This window comes from Sagittula sp. S175, assembly GCF_049800975.1.
GTDB lineage: Bacteria > Pseudomonadota > Alphaproteobacteria > Rhodobacterales > Rhodobacteraceae > Sagittula.
Window position 1 is genome coordinate 1 of the sequence record NZ_JBNAGB010000006.1, and the last position, 25,981, is coordinate 25,981.

The following is a 25,981-nucleotide window of genomic DNA, read 5'->3' on the forward strand; positions in this document are numbered from 1 at the left end:
CGAACGAGGCGATCGGCAGCGTCACCGCAGACGGTGCGTATGATACCCGCAAATGCCACGACGCCATCGCTGACCGCGGTGCCCATGCCGTCATCCCACCCCGCAAAAACGCTAAGTCGTGGAAGGCCGTCACCGCGGGTGCGGTGGCCAGAAACGAGGCCCTGCGAACTTCGAAATACCTCGGCCGCGCTATCTGGCGAAACTGGAGCGGATACCACCGCCGAAGCCGCGTCGAGACCAAGATGCACTGCGTTAAACTGCTGGGGCAGCGCCTCATGGCGCGGGACTTCGACCGACAGGTCGCTGAGCTTCAGGTCCGTATCGCCGTTCTGAACGGCTACACCGCCCTTGGCATCCCTGTCACAGAAGTCGTGGGATAAATCCGTCCGGGGAAAGGGGAACTCCGCTCAGAGACGGTTTTGTGCAACAGAGTCTCACTGGCCTTGAAGCTTCGGTCGATCGCCTGCACGAGCTTGGCGTCATGCGCCGCACGCTCGCTCAGGGGCCGACCGAGCCAGGCGTGAAAGCCTGACCGCGACACGCCCAGCACCCTGCAGATCCAGCTCGCGGGCCAGATGTGCCGATGCCGCGCAATGAAGGCGAACTTCATGTCGATTCCCGCGCGAAGAATGCTGCCGCCTTCGTCGGGAAAACAGTCCCCGGACTGTTTTCTGATCCTCCTCAGTTTAGGATGTCACGCCCCGCCCTCAGCTTGGCGACCTCTTTCTTCAAAGGCGCGATCTCGGCCAATTCGGCGCGTTGCAGGTCATTGCCTGGGAAGGCCGTGGCGGGCGCTGCGTTCGCCTCCCTGATCCAACGCCGCAGGACACTCTCGGCGACATCGAGATCCCGGCTGGCCTGAACCACGGCAACGCCGCGATCCTGCACCAGCCTCACCGCCTCGACCTTGAACTCATTGCTGAACGTTCGTCTCTTCATTTGCTGTCTCCAGTCTCGTGGTCACGATCTTATCTTCGTGTCCACGGAACGGGCAGCAGGCCACCCCAGCACAACGGGATGGTCGAACGCTTCATCCGGACGCTGAAGGAGCGATGTGTGCATCGCCACCGTTTTGAATCCATCCAGCACGCGATGCGCGTCATCGGTGACTGGATTGCCTTCTACAACAACCGCCGCCCTCATCAGGCCCTTGCCATGCGCACGCCTGTCGAGGCATTCAGAGTGGCGGCTTAAAGTGAGCAGATTCCGCTGGGTCGATACATCAGTTCAATGATGGCGGCCTCAGGTTTGTCCGTCGCACGAGAGATGGCCTGCAACCCCCGTGCGACGCAGGGATCATGCCTCTGAATGCAAACTGGGCACGCCGCGACGCGTACGGATCGCGTCCTTGATGATCGCCTTTGCCAAGGCCACGCACATCAGGAACATGACGAGGCTGAAGGGCAGCGCGCCGATGACCATGGCGGTCTTGATGGCACCCAACCCGCCGACCAGCAGCAGGGCGCCGACGACAAGGCTGAGGGCAGCGCCCCAGAAGATGATGTGGGCGCGGCCCTTCGGGCTTTCCTCACCGGCCGCGTTGATGGTGTTGACGATCAGGATCGCCGAGTCCGCCGTGGTCACGAGGTAGGTCAGCAGCAGCACCACGACGGTTGCGGCCATGATCCAGGCCACTCCGCCGCTGAGCATAAGGTCCAGCATGACGAACAGCTGGCTTTCCTGCCCCGCGCCCGAGATCGCATCGCCTGCCGTCCCGTTCAGGGTCATGTCGATGGCCGTTCCGCCGACCAGCGCGAACCAGACAAAGCACATGAGCGACGGCACGATAATCGCCCCAAGGACGTATTCGCGAATACTGCGCCCGCGCGAGATCCGCGCAAGGAACACGCCGACGAAAGGTGCGAAGGCGATCCACCAGGCCCAGTAGAAAACCGACCAGCCGCCTTGCCAGGATGCGAGGGCATCGCCGGTCTCGGTGCCATCGGCGTGCCAGACCGTGAACAGCAAGCTCGGCAATTCCAAGACATAGGCGATCAGCCCGCCGAACAGCGCGGTGAACCCGAAAAAGGTGGATCCGAAAAGGATGAAGAACGCCAGCAGAAAAAGGCTCAGCCCCATGTTGATGTTCGAGAGCCACTTGATCCCCTTGCCGACTCCCGACAGGGCCGAGAGGGTCGAAGCACCGAGGATCACCACCAGCGCAAGGACGATGCCCGCCGAACTGGGCTTGCCGTCGGCCTGAACGATCCAGTCACCGAGGCCCACGCGATTAAGCCCGGCGATGAACTGCTCGACACCAAATCCCAGTGTCTGCGCGACGCCGAGAATGGTGGCGACCACAGCGACGATATCCACGATATGCCCGATCGGCCCCGACAACCGGGTTCCAAACAGCGGGGTCAGCGCAGAGCGTACCGTTAGCGGCAGATTGCGGCGATAGGAGAAGTAGGCCAGCGCCAGCCCGACCAAGGCATAGCAGGCCCAGGCGGAAAAGCCCCAGTGCAGGAAGGACCAGACATAGGCCGCGGTTACGTTGTCGGCGCTCGATCCGGTGGTCTGTCCGAGGATGACATTGGGGTTATTGGCGAAGTGGTACATCGGCTCGGCTGTGGCGAAGGTCAGCATCCCTACCCCGATGCCGGCACCGAACATCATCGAGAACCACGAGAACCGCGAGAATTCCGGGCGGTCTTCGGACAGACCAAGTTTCAGCCTGCCGGTCATCGGGACCAGGGCCAAGCCGATGCACAACAGGAAGAACACTGCTACGACGTAGATATACCAGGACGCAAAGCTCTTAAGGATCGCGCCGTTCAGCGCGTTGAGCACGGTTTCGGCATTCTCCGGCAGGGCGATGGCCCAGACGATCAGCGCGCTGACCAGCAGCTTGGACGGGATCGCCACGCTCTTGGCGAAGCCCGAGTAGAACCCGGTTTCCGCAGTCGGGATATCCAGTTCCATCAAAGGGGGTTTGTTTGTCATCTCTCCTCCGTTCAGACAAATGAGGACCGGGCAGCCTCCTCCGTTTGCCGCGCAGGGCTGCGCGACAGGACTGTTCCGGACCGTTGGAAAATGCGGCGCACCGCACGGCCGGGGCGGACAAATCTGCCCGCCCCGATGTGCCCTCAGCTGGGCAGGTATTCCGCGCTCCAGCTTTCGCTGAGCTGTCCGGATTTCAACATCTTCTCGATGGCCGCTTCGGAGTAGCCGAGGTCGGTCAGTATGGCGCGCGTCGACGCGCCGAACTTCTCGGTGGGCGTCAGCGCAAAGACCTTGCCGCGCGTCGGACGCACCGCGTAGGGGTCAAGCTGGATCACCTCGTGGCCGCTGGGATGGTCGCTGTACTGCGAGAAGGAATAGCTGCCGCGATCGGTTCCGGGCGTGCCGTCGGGTGCCCGCGTGTTCTCGGAACGCAGCGCGTCGATGTTGTTGCAGATGGCACAACCGATATCCGCTGCGCGCAGTCGCGTGATCCATTCGGTGGCGGGGTGCATCTGAAACGCACCGGCAAGATAGGCCGCCCGTTCTTCTTCGGGCAGGTCCGGCAGGTCCGACAGATCCTCGACATCGCGGAAACGGGGAAGGTCGCTTTCATATGCGCTGAGCAGGATATAGACGCCCGACGCCGTGCTGTAGAAACGTGCCAGGGCGTCGTAGCCATTGACCTCCGGGCCGGACGGCTCGTCGAACAGGCCCCGGCCACGGAAGTCATAGGCAAACGGCACCTGTAGCAAACCGCTGTTGGCCGAAAGCGACGTCCGGCCGCGGCCGATCCGGCCAAAGCGGTGTTTCTGGTAAAGTGCAGCAGCCACGGCCAATGCTCCTCCGAAGCCGCACATCACGTCGATCGTACCGACATGTGCGTGTTCCTCGGGGCGGTCCATCGAGCCGCCGAAGCGCAGCATGATCCCGGTGGTGGCCTGCACGAGGTCGTCATAGCCGATGTAATCGGTGCGTGTGCCACGCCGCACACCGCCGAAGCAGTCGAGCTTGCAGAAGATCGCCTCCGGGTTCAGCCGGCGCAGGCTTTCCGCGTCCAGACCCATGCGCCTGATCTGGCTGTCCGGCGCGTTCCAGAAGATCACATCGACGGATTTCACGAGGTCTTCGAACACCTTGCGCCCGTGCTCCGACTTGACGTCGGCAAGGATCGACTTCTTGCCCCGGCCCTGGCTGAGACCGTAGATCACCGTGTTCCAGCTGTCATACAGCGGTTGCGCCGGGTCGATCTTTATGACTTCGGCCCCGAACCGCGCGAGGTAGCTGGCGGAATGCGGACCGGCGATGACGTTGCACATATCCAGCACGCGCACGCCCGAGAGCCAACCTTCCTGCTCGATGCCCTCTGAGGCATCGGGAATCTCGGTGCGCAGCTTTTGCAGCGCTTTCAGTGCTTCTTCGAATTTCACCCAGCGGCGCGGCGCGGGGCTGAGCGCCTCCTCGCCGCTTTCTTCCATCCAGACCACCGGGCCGGGCTGGGTCATCTCGCCGAATTCCGGGTCTTGGACGTCGATCATCAGGCCCGAAGTTTCCGCGTATTCGTCGTTGATCCATTCCTGCAGCCAGCGCTGCGGCGCGCCCGGAATGCCGACCCGCCCGAACATCCGCTTCCACTCGTGCGAAGTGCGGGTCATGAAGACCTCTTTCATCCGCGCAGCGATCTTGTCGGCCCAGAACTTCGGCATCGGATAGACCCCGAGCGATGTATCCGACACCCATTCTGACTGCGGCTTGTAGGTGTCATCCTCTTCCTGCAGGCCTTCGGCGACCATCTCGTCATAAAGGCCCAGCACTTCGAGACATCGACGCGCGTGGTGCTTGTGGCTCGGGCAGACGACGTAGAAACCGCGCCCGTCCTTACACATGTAGCTGCGGAAAAACGGGTCCAGCAGTTCCTGCAATTCGGGATAGGAGACGTTCATCGGCAGGCCCTCGACGCGGCGCCGCTCGATCTCGATTTCGCGCTGGGTCAGGTAGCGCGTCGGCATGTCGCCAACCTTGATGGAGTTATAGCACAACCCCTCCATCACCGCTGCCGCCAAAGGCACTTCGATTTGGTCGCCAAGCCCGGTCAACTGCCGCGACTGCAGCGCCAGCACCGTGGCGGATGCCGCGATCTGCGAGGCATAGGCCGACGCCAGTGGCAGCGGCGAGAACGACGGGTTCAGTCCCATCAGCACCCGGTTCAGCCCCATGTCGGTGAACACCCCGGAGCTGGCCGCGACCACGCTTTCAAAGGCGCGCTGCTCGCGGCGCTCCGCGTCGTTCGACGCAAAGCCCGGCAGGGAAACCGTGATCAGTTCGGGGCGCTCCTTGCGCATCTCGGCAAAGTCGATCCCCAGCGCCGCGAGTTTGCCGGGGCGGAAGTTCTCGACGATGATGTCGGCCTCCGCACACAGGACCCGGGCCTCGGCCAGCCCCTGTTCGGACTTGAGGTCGAGGTTCACGATCAACTTGTTGCGCATGAGCGTGGCATTGGCCGGGCTGTCCCACATCGGGCCGCACGGCGGGTCGATGTGGATGACCGTCGCGCCAAGATCACCCAGCAACATGGCGACGGCAGGCCCCGCGATATACTGGCCGAAATCAACCACCTTGACGCCGGTGAGCGGCAGGTTCGAAAACGAAGTGCGCATGTTTCCTCCGAGGTTGGACGCACGTGTCATTGGCCGGCCAGGATCCAGCGGGCCGCTTTTTCGGCGATCATCAGGGTCGGCGAATTGGTGTTGCCACTGGTGATTTCCGGCATGATGCTGGCATCGACCACCCGCAGCCCGTGGACACCCTTCACCCTCAGATGCGGGTCCAGCACGGCCGTCTCGTCGTCATCGCGGCCCATCTTCACGGTGCCGACGGGGTGAAAGATCGTGTTGGCGATGTCGCCCGCCAGTTTCGCGAGGTCTTCGTCGGTCTGGTACTGGATGCCGGGCTTGAATTCCTCGGGCCGGTAGCTGGCCATCGCAGGCTGCGCCATGATCCGCCGCACCTGGCGCAGGCTGTCTGCCGCGACCTTGCGGTCGTCCTCGGTGTCCAGGTAGTTCGGCGAGATCAAGGGCGCGTCGCGGAAATTGGCAGACCGCAGGCGCACGGTTCCCCGGCTGCTGGGGTTCAGGTTGCAGACGCTCACGGTCATGGCCGGGAAAGCGTGCAGAGGTTCGCCGAAAGCATCAAGGCTGAGCGGCTGAACGTGATATTCGAGGTTGGCATGGGCGCGCGTCTCGTCGGAACGGGTGAACGCGCCAAGCTGACTGGGGGCCATGCTCATCGGCCCGGACCGTCGAAAGACGTACTCCATGCCAATGGTCGCCTTGCCGAACAGCGTGGCGGCAAGGGTATTCAGCGTCCGGGTGCCATCGACCTTGTAGACCGCACGGATCTGAAGGTGATCCTGCAGGTTCTCTCCGACCGGGGCGTCGCGCAGAACCTCGATGCCGAGCGTGCGCAGCACGTCTGACGGCCCGATCCCCGAAAGCTGCAGGATCTGCGGCGAGTTGATCGCCCCTGCGGACAGGATGGTCTCGCGCCGGGCAGTCACGTTCTCCGTCCGGCCCTTGCGGTTGACCCGCGCGCCTGTGCAGCGCGGCGCGCCGTCGGCGCCCGTTTCAAAGGTCAGCTTCTCGACCTGGGCCTCGGTCCAGACCGTCAGGTTGCGCCGCTGTTTCGCAGGCCGCAGGAAGGCCTTGGATGTGTTCCACCGCCAGCCAGAGCGCTGGTTGACGTCGAAATAGCCGACGCCGGCATTGTCGCCACTGTTGAAATCGTCGGTTTTCCGGACGCCCATCTGCTCTGCCGCATCGGCAAAACTGTCGAGCACATCCCACCGCAGCCGCTGTTTTTCAACCCGCCATTCGCCGCCGTGCCCGTGCATGTCGGAAAACCGGCTGTTGTCGCCCGTGGCGGGATCGTTGCCGTTGTCCAGCTTGTGGTGATCCTCATGGGCCATGAAATCGGCCAGGGAATTGTCCCAGTTCCAGCCCGCTTCCCCGGTGAGGCTCGCCCAATTGTCGTAGTCGCGCGCCTGCCCTCGCATGTAGATCATGCCGTTGATCGAGGAACAGCCGCCCAGCGTCTTGCCGCGTGGATAGCGCAGGGTCCGCCCGTTCAGCCCCTTGTCCGGCTCGGTATTGTACAACCAGTCGGTCCTGGGGTTGCCGATACAGTACAGATACCCGACAGGCACATGGATCCAGTGGTAATTGTCGGGTTTGCCCGCTTCGAGCAACAGAACACTGTTTTGGGGATCGGCGCTCAGCCGATTGGCCAGCAGGCAGCCAGCGGAGCCGCCGCCAATCACGATGAAATCGAATTCGGATGTCGCTGTGGCCATGAAATCCTCGCCTATATGCAAGGTCATGCACGCCGCCAGACATCGCCCCGCAACTGCGGGCGATCTGGTCGAAGGCTCCTCCCTGCGCTTCTGTGGAGCGTGTTTAAGAAGGGAGGACGCGTTTTCCCAATGACTTATTTCTGTGACTGATATTAAGAATACTAATATGGAGCGGGTCTTCAATCTCAACGGGCTTCTGGCCTTCGTCACCGTCGCGCGGGAGGGCAGCGTGTCGCGGGCCGCCGAGGTGCTGAACCTGACGCAACCTGCGATCAGTCATCAGATCAGGCGCCTGAGCGAGGAAACCGGCGTCACCTACTTCAAGCGCGCACCGCACGGGCTGGACCTGACCCCGGACGGCAAGGCCTTGCTTCCAAGGGCCGAAGCCGTCCTGAACGCCATGGCCGACTTCCGGCAACACGCGATCGGACGGGTCGGGCACGTGTCCGGGGCGCTTCGCATCGGGACGATCGTGGACCCCGAGTTCATCCGGCTCGGCCGCCTGCTGAGCCAACTGGGCAAGGCGCATCCCGGCATCACAACGGAGCTGGTGCATGGCATCAGCGGCGAAATCCTCGAAAAGCTCCATCGACGCCAGATCGACGCCGGGTTCTACCTGACAGACCCTGCCGCGGTCGACGCGCTTGCATCCGAGGAGGCGATGCAGGTGAGGCAGCTCGCCACATTCAACTACCGCATCATCGCCCCGGTCGGCTGGGATTCCCGTGTCGTCACGGCCGACTGGAGCGACCTGGCGAAACTTCCGTGGATCGGCACGACCGCGGCCTCGGTCCACAACCGGCTTCTGGGTCGGATTTTCGCGGAGCACGGCTGCACGCAAAACATCGTCGCACTGGTGGACCACGAGGCGTCGATGCTGGAAATGGTGCGTGCCGGGGTCGGGCTGTGCCTGTGTCGCGAAACCATTGCCCTGAACCAGCAGCATTCCTTCGGCCTCAGCCTGTGTGAGACCCAAAGCGTTCCCGCCTGTCTCGTCATGCTGACTCCGAAGGCACGGGAGGCAGATCCGATCGTCGCCGCACTGTTCAGCCAGCTCGAGATCATCTGGGGCTGACCCGAGAGAGGGGGCAAAAGGGCGTGCGTGGCGAAAAGGCAGGGCAGATGCTCGTTTCCGGTCAAGCTCGCAATTTTCTCGGCGCTATGCAAGGGAACCAGATCAAAGCACGCCTCAGACCGCGCGCTCGACCCACGCGCCGAAGGCGAGGCGGCGCGATGCGCCCGCCCCATGGTCAAGTGCCTGAAGCTAACAAGTGGGGGCGTGCATAGGCCGTTGATACCCATTCCATGACGGTCTGAATAGGGCAGGCGCAGCCTTCGACCCTCACGTTCGGATTTCGAAACCCGCAGAGATCACCAAGGCATCTCCCGGATGGGCATAACCACGGTGCTGTCCACCCCGAGGCGTGACCGAGAAGAAGCTGGACATCCCGCAGGTACACTGTCTTCCGATAGATTTGCGCTACCTTTGACCGTCGCATGGAATGCATGCCATGCGACGAGCGTTACAGTCCGATGGAAGAGAACCAGTCGCGCACGAGCCGGGTGTACTGGCGGGTCGTGATATGAAGACGGTCATGGGCAGGTTCCGGCCAAGATTGTTCGAACGCGATCATCACTGTTTCGGCCATCCGCCAGGCCACGCACTGGGCCAATGACCGTCGCGTTACCTCGGTGATCTCGAACCGGACCCGGATCGCCCGGACGTCTATCGGCAGCTTCGGACGCAACTTGCCGAAAATCCAGTTGATGAGCCGTGTAACAGTTCACGCGGTGACGACCGGACACACATGGACCGCAAAGTCAGGTGGCCCTTCGCAAACCCATGCACCAACCGACCAGCGCCGTTTCGCGGGCGTCCAGACGCACCTGAAATCCGGCAGAGTACTGGTCGAAGGCCTCCTGGTTTAACGCGTTCACGCAGGTCAGGACCGGCACGCCGCGGGAGATGGCGTCCCCGATCAGCGTGCGAAAGCCCGCGCCTCCGGCCTCCTGCTTGCCGAACTTGTTGACGATCAGCAGGTCCGCGCTTGCACCTAGGGACGCGCCAACCCGCGCGACCGCCGTTTCCAGCGCGCCGCTGTCCAACCGGCAGCCGCGTGCGCCGAGACCCAGGCTTTGCGATACACGGATCTCCGGGCCGTCGGGCAGAATTCTGATGTCCATGTCGCAGCGCTGCCCGTCGCGCCGTTCGCGGTTGATCTGGATGGCACCGTAAACCCGCATCCCCTGCGCGATCAGGCGGTCGGCGACGTTGCTCAGGATCATGTCGTCGGCCCCGCGATCACGGGACTGGATATAGCCCAACAGCGGAGGCTCGGGAGGACAAGCCTCCGCTGTCAGGTGCGGGGCCCGGGACGCCACCGCGTTCATTCGGCGTCACGGCGAAGGATTGTCCCGCCGTCTCCCGCCGCATGGTAATGGCCTCTGCCGTCCACCGCGACGGCGCGTAGTCCGGCGGTGGTGCCGGTCGGGTCCATGTGCCAGCGCTGGCCGTCATGGCGGGCCGCAGCACCCGCCGCCCCGACGGCCACGACATCGGTTGCGGTCCCGGCCAGCGCCAACAGGTCGTTTCGCGCCCGCGCCGGGGTGATGTGCCACTGCGCGCCGTCGAAATGGCCGATGGTGCCGGACAGCCCCACGACGAAAATGTCGCTCAGCGAGCGTCCCCAGACGTCGAACAGGAAGTGTTCGGTGCCCGCGTTGAATTCGTCCCAGCGCTTGCCATTCCAGCGCATGACCTGGCCGAAATCGCCAACGGCCAGCAGGTGTTCGGCATCCATTCCCCAGACCCCGTAGAGCGCGCTCTTCGTGCCCGACGGCATGCGTTCCCAGCTTTCGCCCGCCCAGTGCAGGACAAGCCCCTCGTCGCCCGCGGCAAAGATCTGGCCGCGGCCATCGGACCACAGCGACAGGATTGTGACGTCCATGAACAGGTCGAAATGCTTGCGCCAGGTGGTGCCGTCGAAATGGTGGATCTCGCCCAGTTGTCCCGCCGCCAGCAGGCCGCCGTCCGGGGCGCGGGCGAGGTCGTGAATCCCGAGTTCGCCCGCCGGTGGCAACGCTTCCCACTGGCCGCGATCATGGATCAGCACGGTGCCTTCCTCGCCGCAGGCATAAAGCGTGTCCCGTTCGGGATCGTGCCACATGCCCCACAGCTGGCGGTCGGTGCCGCTGTCCATCGCGGACCAGTTCGACGGGTCCTGGCCGGGCAGGATGGCGGGCGCGAAACAGTCCAGCGCGGCGCTGTCGCCCACGAGGAGGCTGCCGTAATCGCCGACCGCCATGACCTCGCCGGAGGGCAGGTCGACCAGTCCCAGCAGGTCGTGGCCCGTGCCGCTTTGCAGCCGGTCGACGCGGTCCTCGCGGATCAGGTGGATCTGCCCGGCATCGCCAAGCGCGAGGATGCCCTTGCCGCTTTTGCCGAGGGCGCGGAAACGGCTGAACTCGGTGTCGGTGAACAGCCGTTCAAAGCCTTTGCCGTCCCACATCACGAGGTCGCCGCGAAAGCCGTTGGCCTGGATGAAGTACCGCCCGCCGGCCAGCAGGACACGCCCGTCGGGCAAGCGCATGGCCGCAGTGAAATTGGAGGCCACCGGGCAGTCGAGCACCGTCCATGCCCCGTCCGGATCGCGCAGCAGCACCGTGCCGTCACCACCCGCTGCCAGCACCCGTCCGTCGTCCAGAGTGATCACCGTGCGCAGATGCGCCTTTGTCCCGGCGGGTTCGACGGTCCATCCGGTGCCGTCGAAATGCAGCACGCGGCCGCGATCGCCCACCGCCCAAGCCCGCCCTTCGGCATCGCCGCAGATGGCGAACAGCGGCGTGTTTTCGTCGACGGAGGCGTATTTGCCACCGGCATCCACCACGCAGCCCTGCACATGTACCCAGTCCGCGCCATCGTGGCGAAGGATCAGCCCCATCCAGCCGACCGCCCAGAGGTCGCTCCGGTCCCGACCCCAAAGCGCATGCAGGGGCACTGGGGCCGGGCTTGGGAGGCGAACCCAGTCCGCGCCGTCGAAATGGTTGATCGCGCCGTGATCGCCCACCACGAAAAGCCCGGCCTCATCGGCCCAGCCATCCCAGAACACGTCATCCGCCCCGGCGGGCAGGCCCGCGACCGAGTACCAGCCTGCGGCGGCCTCCGGGCGCGTGCCGAACTGGCCGCGGAAGAACCCGCGACGCGATACAGTCTCGACCGATCCGTCCATCTAGCCGTGTCCCTTTGCCGGTTGCGAGGCCTGTTTCAGCCTGCCTGCCTCGTGGTTCAACAATTCCGAAAGCTCGGCACCCAGCGCGTCGTTTCCGGGCAGCGACGCCAGTGCCGCGCGCAGGTCCGCGTCATCGAGGTTCTCGGCAAAGACATCCGGCATCGCGGCCGCGACCGCCTCCCGGAAGCCAATGCGGCCAAGGGCGGCGACCGCGTCGATCATCGGATCGAAGGCCCGCGCCACCACGCTGTCAGCGATGGCGGTCACGACGGGTTCGCCCCGGTCGGAGCCCAGAGCAAGCTCGGGCGCGAGCGGAATCTCCGCGATCCGGGGAATGTCCAGACGGGCCAGCGCCTCGCCGATCCCGGCGTCCGGGAACAGGTGGAATTCCTCGTGGCAATGCGGGCATTGCACGCCCGCCATGTTCACCACGGCCCCGATCACGGGCAGGCCGCGTTCGCGGCAGAAGCGCCCGGCCTTCAGGCTGTCCATCTGCGCCACCGCCTGCGGCGAGGTCACCAGCACCGCCGAGACATTGCTGCCCTCAAGCATGTCGCACAGGGTGATGAGCTCGTTGCCGGTGCCCGGCGGCATGTCGACCACCAGGAAATCCAGCGATCCCCAATCGAAGCTGCCGATCAGATGGTGAATGAAGTCATGCTTGTAGGCATCCCGCCAGACGATGGGCGTGGTGTCGTCCTCCAGCATGAACGCCAGCGAGCCCACGGCGACCGGGTGGTCGATCCCGTCGGTGACGAAGCCATGGGTCTGCAATCCCGCTGGCGTTGTGCGGATCTTAGCCCCGGCAAAGCCGAAGAAGCGGCTCTGGTTCGGGCCATGGATGTCCGCATCGGCCACGCCGACGCGAAAGCCCTCGCGGGCCAGACCGGCGGCCAGGTTGGCGCTGACGGTGCTTTTGCCGACGCCGCCCTTGTTGGCGAGCACGACGATGATCTGGTCGATCTCGCGCAGGCGGTTTTCGATCAGAACCTTGTTGTGATAGGGTTTGTCCAGCGTGCAGCTGCTTTCCTTCGGGCAGAACTGGCAGGCATGGCCCAGCCCGCAATCCGTCCGGGGAACGCTGGCCTTCTCTTCGGGGGTTAGGAAATCCATCGCTTACTCCGATGCCATGTCGAGAAGGATCCAGCCGTCCGAAACGCGCTTGAACCCGTCGCGCTCCTTCTCCGCGCCCTGCCAGACGGCGAAGGCCATCGGCACCGCGTCACGGTCGAAGGATGCGTTATGCGCGCCGTCCGAGGCAATGGGACGGGACATGACGACGGTCCACTGGTTCGGATCGCCGTCCCGTTCGGTATACAGGCTCTTCCCGCTGACCGGCTGTTCGTCGAGCACGGTGGTGCTGCCGGGACCGCCCGCCGCGAGGTTCTGCACCGCGTCGTTGCCCGAGCGCCAGTACCAGATGTTCACCGCGCTCTCGGGGCCGTCGCCCATCATGTAGGAGGTCTCGTCATCTCCCAGCGAGAACTGCACCGCCACGCCATCGCGGAACCGGTCGAAGGCGGTTTCCGTGTCCTTGGTCTCGTCCGTCCAGCGCATGCGGACGTAGAGCCGTTCGGAGGTCCGGGCGAGGTTCAGGTATAGGTAGCTTGGTTCGGCGTCGTAGTTGACCCGCAGTTCCACCGATTGATGCACCGCCGGGGCGGGGTTCATGGCGACGCGATATTCCGGCAGGCGGTCCCAGATGATGTCCTCGGGATCGTTGACGGTGCGCAGGTAGATGCCGTCCGGAATTTTCGAGACCGGGACGGTATCAGAGGCTTCGAGCAGTTTGACATTCCCCTCGCCTAGGGTCTGCGCCACGGACAGGGTCGGAGCCGAAAGCAGGGCAAATGCGGTCAGGGTCGCAAGCGTTCTTCGCATGGTGGGTCTCCTTATCCCCAGAGGTTCTGTGCCGCCGTCTGAACGGGGCCGCTGCTGGTTTTGGGCGCGTTGGGGTCGTTGAACGGGCCGACGCGGACCTCCAATTCGTTGATCTGGACCTCGGCCCAGGCGCTGATGTCCTGCACCAGCAGGGCGATGCTCGGGTCCAGCAGTTCCACCGGGGTCCGCCGAAGCAGACCGGCGACGGCCTCCAGCGTGGGGCCGAGGTAGCGGCACAGGAAATCGCGCTGTGCCCGGCGATAGGCGGAGGCATCCTTGCCCCGCGCCAGCGCCGTCGCCTCGAGGTGGCAGAGCACCGCCATCAGTTCCAGCATCGACGCCAGATGGTCTGGCTCGTCGTTGCGGCCTTCGTCGCCGGTCGCGGCCTTCAGGCCGAAGTGCTTGTAGAAGGCCGCGACGTTGAGCATGAACATTGGCCGCGCCAGTCCGGCGAGGATGTGATCGTGATCCCCTGCCAGCAGGGCCGCGACGGGTTTGCCGCCGCGGGCATGCAGGAAGGCGGTGATGTAGCCCGCCTCGAAGCTGGCGAAGTCCGGCGAGGCGGGCATCCGGGGCCAGGGCGATCCGGTGGCATCGCCCCACGCGTCGCTGAACGCCTCGTGGAAACGACCGGAGGCCACGGCATCGAAGAACTCCCGGGACGGATGCCCGAAGGCCAGCGCCGCGAGGCGCCAGATGCGTTCCTTGGCCCGGGCCCGTGCCGGGCTGTCGCCCATGGGCGGGCGTGATCTGACCGCGACCGACATCAGCTGAGCTTGAACATTTCGGCGTGACGGTAGCCGATCAGGGTGTCCATCAGCTCGCTCTCGCTGCCTGCGGCCTTCTTGGCGCGCTCGGCGGTGATGGTTTCCAGCGCCGCGCTGACCCCGTCGCCGAAGAGGCTTTCGAGGTAGTCCAGCGGGACGCGGGACTCGGTCGTGGCACCGCCGTCCCCGTCGATCTTTGGCGGCGAGAGGGGCGGAACGTAGAACACGTTCGGCTTTGTCCCCATCTCCGGGTAGAGGGGCAGGGCGACCTTGTACTTGTCCACCAGCGTGTGGATCGGGCCGGCCTCGTCGTCGCGGTATCCGATCCAGCGGATGCGACCGACGCATTGCTTCGCGCAGGCGGTGGGCAGGCCTTTTTCGATACGCGGGTAGCAGAAGATGCACTTCTCCGACTTCGAGATTTCCTCGTTGAAGTAGACCTTCTTGTAGGGACAGGCGGAGACGCAGTAGCGGTAGCCGCGGCAGCGTTCCTGGTCGATCAGGACGATGCCATCCTCCTGCCGCTTGTAGATCGCATTGCGGGAGCAAGCCGCGAGGCAGGCCGGATTTTCGCAGTGATTGCAAAGTCTTGGCAGGTAGAAATAGTAGGAGTTCGGGTAGTCCCCTTCGCCCTGGTCCTCGTCCCAGTTGGCGCCCCAGGTCGGTTTGACGTTGGGACGCAGCCAGGGGTCGGTACCGGTCATCAGGGCTTCTTCGTAGTTGTACTCCCACGGCACGCCGTAATCCTCGGCGCTGGGTTCCTTGCCCATGCGCAGCGCGCCGTCTTCGTCGAACCCGCCCCCCATGTCATGAAAGTTCTTCGGATACCCGGTGCCGGGCCGGGTCTCGACGTTGTTCCAGTACATGTATTCGCGACCATTGCGGTTGGTCCACTGCAACTTGCACGCGGATGTGCAGGTGTGGCATCCGATGCATTTGTTCAGGTCCAGAACCATGCTCAGCTGACGTTTCACGGCCATGTCTTTTTCCTCCCTCTCACGTGGCTGTTACGCCGGTTCCACGTCGACGCTGCTTTCATGCGCGAGCTGGTTTGCGTTCCATTTGAAGAGCTTGAAGCCGAGGTGGCCCCATCCGCCCGCCAGTTCCAAAGGCTGGATCAGCGTGGCCATGGTGTTGTTCATGGGCTTCCACTGCTCGTACTGATGCGGCTCCCAGCCGTGTTCCATCATGATCGAGGTTTCGGGCAGGCTGGGGTAGAACTTGGCCTGGGCAAAGAACTCGCCCGCGCTGTTGAAGACGCGCACCTTGGAGCCGTCGGTAATGCCCTTTTGTGCCGCCAGTTTCGGGCTGATGTAGATGTTGGGTTCGCCCCGTTGCAGCCGCAGCATGAACTTGTTCGACCGCCAGTTGGAGTGGATGCCCCAGCGGGTGTGCGGCGAGTAGAAGGACAGCGGGTAGTTGGAGGCTTCCGCCCCGGCGTGACGCCGCGCGGTAGGCACCACGGCGCCCAGTTTCTCGAACGTCGGGTGGTCGCAGTAGAAGGTCACGCGCCCGGTGAGGGTTTCGTAGGGCTTCTTGTCCCGGGTCTGCGCCACAAAGGGACTGTAGGGTTCGTCCACCGGAAGCGGCTGGTTCGCGCCACCCTTTTCGTTCATCACGATGAAGCCCTGTTCGGCGGCCTCCTCCAACGTCACGCCGCCCATTTCCGGGCTGTTGTCCACGAGCCACTTGGTGGCGTCGTAATCGGTCATGATCGTCTGGTTCATGGTGAAGTCATCGTGGATCGTGTGAAGGTCGCGGCTGACCTCGCCATCCTGATAGCCGGTGATCCCTCGGGCGATGGCCCGCTCCTGGATCTTGCGGGTGAGCAATTCCATGATGTCCCAGTCGGGCTTTGCCTCGCCAATCGGATCGACGGGCCGGGAGAACACATTGATAAAGCGGTGGAAACCGATCCCGCGCAAATCCCAGGCCTCGTAGTGGCTGGCGGCGGGCAGCAGGTAATCGGCCCATTGCGCGGTGCTGTCCATGCGCACGTTGATGTCGACGAACAACTCCTCGACTTCGTGAAGGATGCGTTCGCGGTACTTGTCGGCGAACTTGTTGCGGCGGAACTTGTTGTCCGCGACGGAAATCAGCCCCTTCATGTCGCCGTTGTAGGGCATCCAGCCTTCCTGGATGCTCTCGTTGATCATCTCTTCCATCTCGTCGATGTTGAACCCGACGCGCTCTTTCAGCTTGTCGGCGTCGAAATACTTCCGGGCGTGCTCGATCATGTTACCGCGCTGGAATTCCCCCAGACCACCGGGTTCCAGCCGCGGCAGCTTCTCGAAGCCGTAGAGCGCCAGTTGCAGCCACGCTCCATGGTTCCAGTCGATCCAGGACGTGTCGAGGCCGCCGGTCTTGCCGCCATGCCCGGTCAGCGCCAGCATCAGCGACTGCGCCCAGCCGGTGTAGATCCCGTTGGAATAACGCCCGACGTTGAAGCCCAGCATCAGGATCGCCTTTTCGGCGGCGGCGAACAGGCGCGCCTCGCCCCGCACCATTTCGGGGGCTAGGCCGGTCTCTGCCGCCGTGACTTCGGGCGTGTAATTAGATGCCTCGGCGCGGACCTTTTCAAAGACGGTGGTGACTTCGATCCCCTCGACGGTAAACGTGCCTTCGAGAGCGGGATCGATGCCATCCAGCGCGATGGTCTTTTCTTCGGAGCCCATCGAGCCCTTCAGCATCACGGCCGCGCCGCTGTTCAGATCCCAATGGTAGAAGTTCTGGTCCGAGCCGCCATCGACCAGATCGGCCTCGCGCAGCAACTTGCCGGTGTCGGTACGCACCAGCACGGGAAGGTCGGTCTGTTCCTTGACGAAATCCGCCTTGTAGAGCCCCTCCTCGATGATGACATTGACCATGGACATGGCGAGAAACGGGTCCGCGCCCTGCTTGATCGGCATCCACAGATCGGCATGGATCGACGAGGGGTTGTAGTCCGGCGCCACCGAAATAATGCGGGCGCCGTTGTACTTGGCCTCCCACAGGTAATGCGCGTCAGGGATACGTGTCACGCTGGGATTGAACAGTGACATCATGATGTAATCGGCGTCGAACCAGGCGTCGGAGGTGAAGCTTTCCAACGGGTTGCCGTAGGCCAGATGTGCACCGGTATTCAGGTCGCCCACATCGGTGAAGATATCCAGCTGCACCCCACCGACCAGGGAGGCAAAGCGATAGGGTGCAGCGAACCGGACCATCGACTGGCTGCCAGACCCGGTGTGGGTCATCAGCTTGCCGGGACCGTATTTCTCGAAGATGTCGATCACCTTGTCGGCGATCTCTTCGGTGATGTCGTCCCACTCCATGCGCTGCCACTTGCCCTCGCCGCGCGCGCCCACCCGTTTCATCGGGTAGCGCAGGCGGTCACCCTCGTACATGGCTGCGGAATGGATCGACCCCTTCTGGCAGCCACGCGGGTTGGCGTCGGGGACGTTGGGATTGATTTGCGGGTATTTCGCCAGCTGCTCTTCGCGGATGACGATGCCGTCCTTGACGTAAACGTCAAAGGCGCAGTTGCCGAGGCAATTGATGCAGTGAGCGGCCTTGCCGATCTTGTCCCAGGTGAACTCCCGGCGATAGAGGTCCTCCCAATCGCGATAGGGGTATTCCTCGGCCAGGGTGTCCCCGATGGGTTCGAGCCGGTTCAAGGACCACGCCTTGTTGGCGGCCAGAACGCCGGCACCGGCGAGTGATGACGTTTGCAGGAACTCACGACGCTTCATGCGCAGCATGTTCATCCTCCCTTTGGCTATGCGCCCAATTTGCTGGGTCGATCATTGACTCGGAGGTTAGAGAAGGAACCGCCGCCAAAGGCTGCGAAGTTGTTACGGTATGTAAACGAGTTGTAAACGTCGCGCGTGGCGGGTTTGCGAAAGCCGAATATGGTGGTCTTATCGCGTTCAAGCGGTGCTTCTTGGGAGGGGGGCCTGACGGGCCGGGATGCTGATGCCGACAGGTATGACGACAGACAACGCGTCCGGTTTTGGGCGCAACAGCGACAGCGACGCGCTGACGGATTTCCTAGACACGCGGCTCGATGCGCTGGTCGACCAGTCCATCGACATCGCGAAGACGAACGGCTATGCGCCGCTGACCACGACGATCCGCGCCGCTTGGGTCGAGGCTGTCGTCAGCGTGACGGAATCGCTCGGCAAATATCTGGCTCGCGACGATGACGGGCCGGACGGGCCGCTGGCCATGAAGGATTACGCGGCGGACCCGCGGTTTTCCCGGATGCGAAGGATCGCCCGACAGCATCGCTCGCTGGGGATCACGCTCCAGATGTACCTGGGCCTGTTCAAGCACTTCCGCAATCTGTTCCTTGCCGAACTGGCCCGGATGCCCGGCGGCATAACGGCGCGGGAGTCGATCCGGGTGCGGGACTTCTTTGACGAGACCGAACTCAGCATCAGCGCGGACTGGCACGACAACAACGACAACCTGCGCCTGCGCGAACTCCAGGAACGCAGCCGCGCCATTGCGCTGGACAAGGACCGGTATTTCGCCGTCTTCGAAAGCCTGAGGAATGCAGCGTTCCTGCTGGATCACGGCGGGCGGTTGGTCAACGCGAACCGGGCTGCGGCGGAACTGTTCCTGGGACGCGATGCGCACGAGGGCGACATCATCTATCTGCGCTCCATGCGGTTGCGCAAGGGGTCGCTGCAGGCGGTGGTCGACCGGATCATGGAACGCCCTGATACGATGGAGGATCCGGTCTGGCTGGACACGCTGGACGGGCCGCGCTGTTTCGACGTGCGCACCCGCGTGCTGCACGACGCTGTGGAAAATACTGCCCTCGGACACGTGGTGCTGCTCAACGACGTGACGGCGCATCGGCTGTGTGCCGAAGAAGCCCTGCAATCCGAACGCGGCATGTCGCGTTTCCTTGCCACGATGAGCCACGAGATCCGCACGCCGCTGCACAGCGTTCTGGGCGCGGTCGAGCTGTTGCGCACCGCGGATGCGGCCAGCTCCGAGACCTTTCTTGACGTGATCGAGGGCGCGGGAAAGACGCTGTTGCAGACCCTCAGCAACGTGCTGAATTACTCCAAGTTCGAAAACGATCCCCCGGTGCCGCGCCCCACGGACACCGACCTGTTCGAAGAACTCCGGGTCTTCAGCCGGATCGCCACCATCGGACGCAACCTTGCGCGCACACCGCTTGCCTTCGAGATCGGCGCCGATGTGCCCAGATCGGTGCATATCGACTGGGGCATGATCCAGCAGGTGCTCAGCAACCTGGTGTCGAATGCGCAGAAGGCCGACAATGGCGATGGGGTGATGGTGTCGGTCCGGTGCAATCCGACCGACGAAGGCGGCGAAACACTGCGGTTCGACGTGCGCGACCATGGGCCCGGACTGCCTGATCACGCCGCGGCGGCCCTGTTCCGCCCCTTCGAAAACACCACGGCGCGCGATACTGGCAACGGCGGGTCGGGCCTGGGGCTGGCGATCTCGCACCACCTGGTCGAGGCCATGTCGGGCCGCATCGGCTATGAGAACCTCGAAAACGGAGCCCTCGTCTGGTTCGAAACCCCCCTGTACCGGGTCGCGGCGCAGGACCCCGCCGGTCCCCGAAACGCGCGACAGGCCACCGGCAAGGTGCTGCTCGCGCAGTCCTGCCTGTTGATCGACGACGATCCCATCGGGGCGAACATCACCGCACATCAACTCGAACGCATCGGACTGACCGTCACCCGCGCCGCATCGGTCGAAGAGGCAAAGCGCGTGGCCGCTGATGCCGAATTCGATGTCTACGTGGTCGACTACCTCTTGCCGGATGGCGATGGTCCGACCTTGGTGGACCACCTGCAAGCCAGAACGAGCCGCCGGGCAAAGTTCCTCGCGCTGACCGCCAATGTCGATGCGCTGGTCGGGCGTTCGGCCGCCTTCGACGACGTGCTCGCCAAGCCCGCCGGGCAGGTCAGCCTTTCCTCTGCAATCTTCGGCTCCGGCATGCGCCACGGTCCGACCGATACGAAAGACCGCGAGGATACCGACAGCCTGCAAGGGCTGGCGCCTGGCACAGTCAAGGCGATGATTGGCATTTTCGCCACGAACTGGTCGGACTTTCGCCGACAGCTGCGCGCCCCCGACACGGCGCGACACGGGCTGACGCTGGCCGCGCACCGGCTGGCCGGAAGCTGCGCGATCCTCGGCTTGTCGGATCTGGAACCCGCGCTGCGCAAACTCGAAGCCAGTGGCAACGATGATGCGCTGCCGCTGAATCTGGCCGCCCACCTTTCCGCGCTGGACCGGGACCTGGCGGACCTGCCGTCCTGGAGAAGGCTGACGGCGGCATGGGAGGCGGAATGAGCAACCGGGTGCAACGGCTGCGCGCCTCGGCCAGCGCAAAGCGGGCAACTGTCCTGTGCATCGACGACGACCCCATCGTGCAATTGATGCTCGAGGACATCATCGCCGGGGCCGGGGCCGATTTCGTCATTGCCGGATCGGCGCGCGAGGCCGAGGACGTGCTGGCCGACACCCATGTCGATCTGGTCCTGCTCGACCGACGACTGCCGGATAGTGACGGGCTGCTTTTGTTGCAAGCGATCAAAAGCCGGAGCGACTGCCCGGTCATCATCCTCAGCACGATGGACAAGTCGCGCGACAAACTTTTGGGCATCGGGCTTGGGGCCACGGAATATGTGACAAAGCCGTTCAATCCCCTGGAACTGAGCAGCCGGATCAGACGGTTGCTGACGGCCCGCTCCGAAACCACGGGACCGGTCGGGCACGACGTCTGTCTGGTTGCCGGCATGACGTTCGATCCCCGTAGCCGACGGCTCGACACCGAAAGGCACCATATCATCCTTGCCCCCGCCGAAACGCGGCTGCTGCACGCGCTTCTGCTGAATGAAGGGCAGGTGCAGACGCGGGACGAGCTGACGCAATTCACCTGCGGACGCGAGTGGTCCCCCGGCGACCGCACTATCGACGTCCTGATAAACCGGCTGCGCGGTCGCCTCCGGTCCTTCCCGGTCGAAATCGTGACGGTCCATCGCGCCGGCTATCTCCTCGTTTCCAACGCCGAAGTCGCATCTAAAACGTAGCCGCGACGCACAGACTTCGGGTCTGTAACCGCTGTGTCCCACGGGTCGCTGTGGCCCTGAAGCGAACGGCCTGTCATTTTCCTGCTGTGCCTGGCCATGTTCGTGATCGGCATACTGCGATCAGGAAAGCGCGTGTGCCCTGCCGCGTATGGCTTCAGCGGAATAGCCAAAACGACGGCGGCACGGAGCGATTCTCTCCCAAGCGACTGCCACGACTAAAATCCCAGACATATTCATATTCGACCTTGGCTGGACGGTTGAGCAACTTAACCGTCCGGTAAGCTGTCAAGATTATTCCTCATCAAACCTGGATGGAACTTGAGGAAAACGGGATGCGCATCGCTGCCATGATTTGTTTGATCGCGTTGCCGTTGATGGCAGCGCCCGTATTGGCCCTGACCGGTCGCCCCACGCCGACGACGGACACAATTCTTGTTGTTGGCCCGATGGACGAGTTGGGTGACATCCTGCGACGCGCCGGTGGACGCGCAATCGGGCCAACGCGCGCGCCCTTTGCCCTTCTGGCCCATGCGGACCGCCATCCGGAGGGATTTGCGCAACGCCTTGAAATCGAAGGCGCCTGGCTTGTTCTCGATGGCACGCGTGCGGCGCAACTTTGCGGAGTTTGAAATGACTGACAATCTCGCTTCCACGGAATCGGCGCGCGCAAACAGTCTACGCCTGATCGGGTATCTCAATCTATGCATGACGCCGGTTCCGGCACTCGGTGCCTGGCTGGTGGGGCTGTCGCCATGGCCTTACCTCGTGATCTCGCTTCTGATTGCCGCGGTCACGATCGGCCTGCAAACCCGAGGCGGCGGGATAGCCAGGGTCGCCGTGTCGCTTGGTGCCATGGGCCAGCTGCCATTGCTGACGGCCGCATTGGCCGGTCACTCCTGGCAGCTTGATACGCATTTGATCTATTTCGCCGTGCTGGCTGTTCTCGTGATTCTGCAGGACCAGCGCGCTCTGCTTGCCGCGTCGGGAATCGTCATTCTCCATCACGCGGTTCTGACGCTCCTTCTTCCGACCCTGATTTATCCAAGCAACGGATTGCTGCTCGATCTGGGGCGCTTGGCGCTGCACGGCGCTGTGTGGGTCGCCGAAACGGCAGGCCTTTTTTACCTTTTGCGCGTGCAGATATCGCAGCGCGACCAGATCGAGCAGGAGACGCTCAGAATGGCGGATGCGTTGTCGACCTCTCAGGAACTGCAGGCGAACCTGGCGAAGAAGGAAGCGGAACAGCTCAATGTGATGGAGCATTTCAGCACTGCGTTGACTAAGCTGGCCAAAGGCGATCTGGGAACACAGATCGCGACCGTTTTCCCTGTCCAGTTCGAGCCGCTACGCAGTCAATTCAACGGCGCGGTCGCCTCGCTATCGTTCGCCATGGGCAGCGTACAGGAAACCGCGCATTCCATTAAAACCGACACGAAAAGCATAGCGATGGCGTCCGACAAGCTTGCGAAACGTACAGAGGATCAGGCGAACGCACTGGGAAGCGTGACATCGCGGATTGATGTCATCAGTGGTGCCATGGCCGCGGCCTCTGAGGATGCCAAGGAAGTTTCGGTGTTGACAACCGGAACCCGGAAGGACGCGGAAGACGGAATGACAGTGGTCGAAGGTGCGTTGGAAGCGATGGGGAAAATCAGGAGCAGCTCTGACAAGATCCTGTCAGTTGTCGATTTGATCGAAGACGTGGCACTGCAGACGAACCTCCTTGCCCTGAATGCCGGGGTTGAAGCTGCCCGTGCAGGAGCCGCCGGTCAAGGCTTTGCCGTCGTCGCGTCAGAGGTGCGGGCACTGGCTGGCCGGTCTTCGGACGCAGCGCGCGAAATCAATGATCTCATAAACGACAGTGCCCGGCAGGTGAAAAACGGTGTAGAACTCGTCGACAATGCAGGCGTCGTCCTTCGCGGTGTCCTGGAAGCTGTGCGGCGTGCGTCGGATTCGATGCAGAAGATCGCATCGGTCATCGGAACGCATTCGCAAGGGATAGCGGACCTGAAGATCACGATGGGGGAACTTGATCAACTGACGCAACAAAATGCGGCAATGTTCGAGGAGACTTCCGCTGCAACCACAGCTTTGACGGCTGCGACCAACCAACTGAGCGAGGTTGTCGCAGAATTTCAGAACGCAGTCGAACCGGACGTCTTCTCACAGTCGGTCAGGCAAGTCGCCTAGGGTCCAGACTCATTGAAATTTACAGCCAGAACTGGACGGTTGCGGCGAGCATGATCGCGGAGAAGAAGGTCTCTGGGCAGCGGTCGTATCGGGTCGCGACGCGCCGTCAATCCTTCAGACGGCCGAACATCATCTCGATGCGGTTTCGGCCTTTGTAGCGCCGTTTGTCGTATTTGACGGCCTTCTTGCGGGACTTTCGACCGGGGATTGAGACCTTTATCCCCTTGTCTTTCAACGCTTCTCTGAACCAATCGGCGTCATAGCCCCTGTCGGACAGCAGCCAGCCCGCCTTCGGCAGACTGCCCAGAAGAGTCGCGGCTCCTGTGTTGTCGCTGACCTGCCCGGCGGACATGAAGAACCCGATCGGCCGCCCCTTCGAGTCGGCAACAGCGAGCAGCTAGGTGTTCATGCCACCTTTGGTCCGCCCGAACTGACGTTTGCGCCCCCTTTTTCACGCACAGGCTCGACGCCGTGCGGTGCGCCTTGAGATAGGTCGCATCGATCATGATCGTCTTGTGCTCGGCGCTTTCGGCAGCCAGACCCACCATGATCCGGGCGAGGCCCCAATTGTCGCTCCAGCGCTTCCAACGGTTGTAGAGGGTCTTCGCCGGGCCATATTCCTTCGGCGCATCACACTAGCGCAAGCCATTGCGATTGATAAACATTATCCCGCTCAGGGAGCGGCGATCATCGACAAGAGGCTTGCCATGGCTCTTGGGAAAGAACGGCTTCAGGCGTTCCATCTGGGCATCGCTCAGCCAATAAAGATTGCTCATCGATCAGGTCTCGTTGCAGAGCCTGAATCATGCCAAACGCCTGAAATCAATGGGTCTGGAGCCTAGCAATGGTTGTCAACTGACACGGTACCCCCGTGACGCGCCGACGGGAGAACAGCATGATGCCTTCTGTGTCGCCAGCTGGTTGCGTGATGCGGACAGGACCGGCCTGCTTGCCTCGACGTTCGAGCCGCCACGTCCGGAACCCGTCGCCATGTTCGCGCAGGTGGAGGGCTGGATCCTCGGGACACCATGGCCCTCTGAGAGGCGCAGCTCCAGACCGGCATTGTTACGCTAATTGGACGTCATGATGATCCGCCCCTTTCCCTTCATGTCGCAGCCGATGGCCACGGTCTCGGCTCTTCCCAAGGCTGAGCAGCGGTTCATGATGGCGATGCGGATCTGGACTTCGGCAGTCTGGCGGTCAGGGTCTCGTGACATGATCCGATCGCCGAAAAGCTTGAGGCGGTTCATTCACTGGACGGCAGGGCATTGCGGAGCAATGGCCCGAGAGGCAGGGCTTCGACGCGACTTCGGGCGTGGTAGCCGGTCCATGTCTTCCAGATAGACCGACCCAGACATCGTGTCGCGCGCAGGATCTCGTCTCGCGATATCGCGGCAGGGCAGTCCGGCTTCCACGCTCGACCATTGCGGCGGATCGGGATGATCGGTTCAGCACCGTGTTCAAGGAACGCCGCGTGGCAGCGGCATGTGTCATAGGCGCCGTCGGCGGTGACGGTTTCGATCTCTTCTCCGGTCGGTATCCGCGCCAGCAACTCCGGCAAGATAGGGCTATCGCCTTGCCTGCTGGACGTAAATTCGACAACGCGGATATCGCCGGTGGCCGTGTCGATCGCCAGATGCACCTTGCGCCATTCGAGTCTGCGCGTCGCGCCATGCTTGCGCGAGAGCCATTCTCCATCACCGCGAAAGCGGACGCCTGTGCTGTCCGCTGCCCGGCAGGGCATTGCGAATGCAATGTCCCGAGTATCCGTGTTGATCAAGCGGGATCTGGCCTCCATTTTCGACCGTCTCTGATCAATGCGTTTGCAAGGACGACGAGCTTCCTCATGACGGCTGTCACGGCGACCTTGCGCGGTTTTCCGGCTCGGATCAGGTCATCGAATTTGTTACGAGCTGCCCGGTTGTGCTGGATCGCGCAAAGCGTCGGCATGAACAGCGCTTGCCGGATGGACGGCCTGCCGCCCTGTATCCGTTCGTGTCCCTGCCATTGGCCTGACTGGCGCCAGATCGGCGCCAAACCGGCAAGGACTGCGGCTTGCTTTCCGGTGAGCGCTCCGAGTTCTGGCATGTCTGCAAGCAATGCGATTGCCGACGTCGTCGAAATGCCGGGAATGCTGATCAGTATTTCCAGGCGGTCGGCCAGATCAGGATCGGATGCTACAATCGCTTTCATGGCGGTGTCCACCCGGGCCAACTGCCGTTCGATCTGGCCCAGTCACTGCGTGAGCAAACCCCGCAGCATCTTCTGCCTCGCAGTCTTGAGCCGTGTCTTGGCTGCGGTGCGGTCCTTGATCAAACCACGGCGGAACACGAGCAATTCGCGAAGATCGGCCTGGGCTTCGGAATGCGTTTGGGTGGGTTTGAGCTGCAGGGCACTGCCCATTCTGGCCAGCATCTCGGCATCCAAATGATCCGTCTTGGCAACGCGTCCCATGGCTTCAGCGAACTGCCGCGCCTGCCGTGGATTGACCTGTTGAATGTCATTGAGAACTGACCCAGCATTTTCACCGAGATTTGACCCTCCTGTCAGTATGTCGGTCGG

Annotated in this window: 19 protein-coding genes and 4 pseudogenes; 7 read left to right on the top strand and 16 right to left on the bottom strand. The window is 63.1% G+C overall.

The annotated features are described in order from the left end of the window. The coding region (locus tag ACP16H_RS09280) for a transposase (protein ID WP_425070187.1) at positions 1-380 on the top strand (380 nt) is incomplete at its 5' end. A 53-nt stretch (positions 381-433) separates the two neighbouring features. Here the strand turns inward: ACP16H_RS09280 and ACP16H_RS09285 are convergent. After that, positions 434-939, bottom strand: a pseudogene (locus ACP16H_RS09285) (transposase); the annotation flags it as partial. Here ACP16H_RS09285 and ACP16H_RS09290 point away from each other — a divergent pair. Next, positions 940-1,194, top strand: a complete 255-nt coding sequence (locus ACP16H_RS09290) for an integrase core domain-containing protein (RefSeq protein ID WP_425072010.1) — start codon at positions 940-942, stop codon at positions 1,192-1,194. Positions 1,195-1,296: 102 nt separating this feature from the next. Here the strand turns inward: ACP16H_RS09290 and ACP16H_RS09295 are convergent, their stop codons facing one another. From ACP16H_RS09295 to ACP16H_RS09305, 3 genes are all read right to left on the bottom strand, one after another. Continuing rightward, complete coding sequence (locus ACP16H_RS09295; RefSeq protein ID WP_425072011.1) at positions 1,297-2,943, bottom strand: BCCT family transporter; 1,647 nt, start codon at positions 2,941-2,943, stop codon at positions 1,297-1,299. Between the two features lie 143 nt (positions 2,944-3,086). After that, positions 3,087-5,597 carry a CoA transferase gene (locus ACP16H_RS09300; RefSeq protein ID WP_425072012.1) on the bottom strand — a complete coding sequence of 837 codons (2,511 nt, stop codon included), beginning with the start codon at positions 5,595-5,597 and terminating at the stop codon, positions 3,087-3,089. Positions 5,598-5,623: 26 nt separating this feature from the next. Further along, positions 5,624-7,288, bottom strand: coding sequence for a GMC family oxidoreductase (locus ACP16H_RS09305; protein WP_425072013.1), 1,665 nt, complete (start codon positions 7,286-7,288; stop codon positions 5,624-5,626). A 166-nt stretch (positions 7,289-7,454) separates the two neighbouring features. Between ACP16H_RS09305 and ACP16H_RS09310 the strand changes: the two genes are divergently transcribed. Then, on the top strand, positions 7,455-8,363 hold the full coding sequence (locus tag ACP16H_RS09310) for a LysR family transcriptional regulator (protein ID WP_425072014.1): 909 nt from the start codon (positions 7,455-7,457) through the stop codon (positions 8,361-8,363). A 349-nt stretch (positions 8,364-8,712) separates the two neighbouring features. On the opposite strand, the pseudogene ACP16H_RS09315 reads toward ACP16H_RS09310, so the two are convergent. The 8 genes and pseudogenes from ACP16H_RS09315 to ACP16H_RS09350 form a co-directional block, all read right to left on the bottom strand. Continuing rightward, positions 8,713-8,892 (bottom strand): annotated as a pseudogene (locus ACP16H_RS09315) (integrase); the annotation flags it as partial. Between the two features lie 217 nt (positions 8,893-9,109). After that, positions 9,110-9,679 (bottom strand): DUF2478 domain-containing protein, encoded by a 570-nt coding sequence (locus ACP16H_RS09320; protein WP_425072015.1) that lies wholly within the window; start codon positions 9,677-9,679, stop codon positions 9,110-9,112. Further along, complete coding sequence (locus ACP16H_RS09325; protein WP_425072016.1) at positions 9,676-11,517, bottom strand: glycosyl hydrolase; 1,842 nt, start codon at positions 11,515-11,517, stop codon at positions 9,676-9,678. Before ACP16H_RS09325 ends, ACP16H_RS09320 begins: the two co-directional genes overlap by 4 nt. Beyond that, positions 11,518-12,630 (bottom strand): P-loop NTPase, encoded by a 1,113-nt coding sequence (locus ACP16H_RS09330; RefSeq protein ID WP_425072017.1) that lies wholly within the window; start codon positions 12,628-12,630, stop codon positions 11,518-11,520. A 3-nt stretch (positions 12,631-12,633) separates the two neighbouring features. Next, complete coding sequence (locus ACP16H_RS09335) at positions 12,634-13,398, bottom strand: ethylbenzene dehydrogenase-related protein (protein WP_425072018.1); 765 nt, start codon at positions 13,396-13,398, stop codon at positions 12,634-12,636. Positions 13,399-13,409: 11 nt separating this feature from the next. Further along, a complete protein-coding gene (locus ACP16H_RS09340; RefSeq protein WP_425072019.1) occupies positions 13,410-14,135 on the bottom strand; it encodes a molecular chaperone TorD family protein in 726 nt (241 codons plus the stop codon). A gap of 29 nt (positions 14,136-14,164) precedes the next feature. Then, entirely contained in the window at positions 14,165-15,145 is a 981-nt protein-coding gene (clrB, locus tag ACP16H_RS09345) for a chlorate reductase subunit beta (RefSeq protein ID WP_425072020.1), read from the bottom strand. Between the two features lie 27 nt (positions 15,146-15,172). Further along, positions 15,173-17,905, bottom strand: a complete 2,733-nt coding sequence (locus tag ACP16H_RS09350) for a molybdopterin-dependent oxidoreductase (protein WP_425072021.1) — start codon at positions 17,903-17,905, stop codon at positions 15,173-15,175. A 226-nt stretch (positions 17,906-18,131) separates the two neighbouring features. On the opposite strand from ACP16H_RS09350, the gene ACP16H_RS09355 reads away from it, so the two are divergent. The 4 genes from ACP16H_RS09355 to ACP16H_RS09370 all read left to right on the top strand — a co-directional run bounded on the left by ACP16H_RS09355 (position 18,132) and on the right by ACP16H_RS09370 (position 23,419). Then, entirely contained in the window at positions 18,132-20,489 is a 2,358-nt protein-coding gene (locus tag ACP16H_RS09355; protein WP_425072022.1) for an ATP-binding protein, read from the top strand. Next, positions 20,486-21,229, top strand: a complete 744-nt coding sequence (locus tag ACP16H_RS09360; RefSeq protein ID WP_425072023.1) for a response regulator transcription factor — start codon at positions 20,486-20,488, stop codon at positions 21,227-21,229. The genes ACP16H_RS09355 and ACP16H_RS09360 overlap by 4 nt, the downstream gene beginning before the upstream one ends. 332 nt (positions 21,230-21,561) lie before the next feature. After that, positions 21,562-21,858 (top strand): hypothetical protein, encoded by a 297-nt coding sequence (locus tag ACP16H_RS09365; protein WP_425072024.1) that lies wholly within the window; start codon positions 21,562-21,564, stop codon positions 21,856-21,858. Position 21,859: 1 nt separating this feature from the next. Continuing rightward, positions 21,860-23,419, top strand: a complete 1,560-nt coding sequence (locus tag ACP16H_RS09370; RefSeq protein WP_425072025.1) for a methyl-accepting chemotaxis protein — start codon at positions 21,860-21,862, stop codon at positions 23,417-23,419. A gap of 19 nt (positions 23,420-23,438) precedes the next feature. Here ACP16H_RS09370 and ACP16H_RS09375 read toward each other — a convergent pair. From ACP16H_RS09375 to ACP16H_RS09390, 4 genes and pseudogenes are all read right to left on the bottom strand, one after another. Continuing rightward, positions 23,439-24,195 (bottom strand): annotated as a pseudogene (locus tag ACP16H_RS09375) (IS5 family transposase). A 294-nt stretch (positions 24,196-24,489) separates the two neighbouring features. After that, positions 24,490-25,145 (bottom strand): annotated as a pseudogene (locus ACP16H_RS09380) (IS5 family transposase); the annotation flags it as partial. A 50-nt stretch (positions 25,146-25,195) separates the two neighbouring features. Continuing rightward, positions 25,196-25,612 (bottom strand): transposase, encoded by a 417-nt coding sequence (locus tag ACP16H_RS09385; protein WP_425072026.1) that lies wholly within the window; start codon positions 25,610-25,612, stop codon positions 25,196-25,198. A gap of 42 nt (positions 25,613-25,654) precedes the next feature. Further along, positions 25,655-25,972, bottom strand: a complete 318-nt coding sequence (locus ACP16H_RS09390) for an IS110 family transposase (protein ID WP_425072249.1) — start codon at positions 25,970-25,972, stop codon at positions 25,655-25,657. Between the last annotated feature and the right edge of the window lie 9 nt (positions 25,973-25,981).

Excerpts from the sequence above, each read along its gene's own strand:
- ACP16H_RS09295 (WP_425072011.1), bottom strand. The coding sequence starts at position 2,943 with ATGACAAACAAACCCCCTTTGATGGAACTGGATATCCCGACTGCGGAA.
- ACP16H_RS09340 (WP_425072019.1), bottom strand. The coding sequence starts at position 14,135 with ATGGGCGACAGCCCGGCACGGGCCCGGGCCAAGGAACGCATCTGGCGC.
- ACP16H_RS09360 (WP_425072023.1), top strand. The coding sequence starts at position 20,486 with ATGAGCAACCGGGTGCAACGGCTGCGCGCCTCGGCCAGCGCAAAGCGG.
- ACP16H_RS09320 (WP_425072015.1), bottom strand. The coding sequence starts at position 9,679 with ATGAACGCGGTGGCGTCCCGGGCCCCGCACCTGACAGCGGAGGCTTGT.
- ACP16H_RS09305 (WP_425072013.1), bottom strand. The coding sequence starts at position 7,288 with ATGGCCACAGCGACATCCGAATTCGATTTCATCGTGATTGGCGGCGGC.
- ACP16H_RS09365 (WP_425072024.1), top strand. The coding sequence starts at position 21,562 with ATGCGCATCGCTGCCATGATTTGTTTGATCGCGTTGCCGTTGATGGCA.
- ACP16H_RS09325 (WP_425072016.1), bottom strand. The coding sequence starts at position 11,517 with ATGGACGGATCGGTCGAGACTGTATCGCGTCGCGGGTTCTTCCGCGGC.
- clrB (WP_425072020.1), bottom strand. The coding sequence starts at position 15,145 with ATGGCCGTGAAACGTCAGCTGAGCATGGTTCTGGACCTGAACAAATGC.
- ACP16H_RS09350 (WP_425072021.1), bottom strand. The coding sequence starts at position 17,905 with ATGCTGCGCATGAAGCGTCGTGAGTTCCTGCAAACGTCATCACTCGCC.
- ACP16H_RS09385 (WP_425072026.1), bottom strand. The coding sequence starts at position 25,612 with ATGAAAGCGATTGTAGCATCCGATCCTGATCTGGCCGACCGCCTGGAA.
- ACP16H_RS09335 (WP_425072018.1), bottom strand. The coding sequence starts at position 13,398 with ATGCGAAGAACGCTTGCGACCCTGACCGCATTTGCCCTGCTTTCGGCT.
- ACP16H_RS09370 (WP_425072025.1), top strand. The coding sequence starts at position 21,860 with ATGACTGACAATCTCGCTTCCACGGAATCGGCGCGCGCAAACAGTCTA.
- ACP16H_RS09300 (WP_425072012.1), bottom strand. The coding sequence starts at position 5,597 with ATGCGCACTTCGTTTTCGAACCTGCCGCTCACCGGCGTCAAGGTGGTT.
- ACP16H_RS09330 (WP_425072017.1), bottom strand. The coding sequence starts at position 12,630 with ATGGATTTCCTAACCCCCGAAGAGAAGGCCAGCGTTCCCCGGACGGAT.
- ACP16H_RS09355 (WP_425072022.1), top strand. The coding sequence starts at position 18,132 with ATGACGACAGACAACGCGTCCGGTTTTGGGCGCAACAGCGACAGCGAC.
- ACP16H_RS09310 (WP_425072014.1), top strand. The coding sequence starts at position 7,455 with ATGGAGCGGGTCTTCAATCTCAACGGGCTTCTGGCCTTCGTCACCGTC.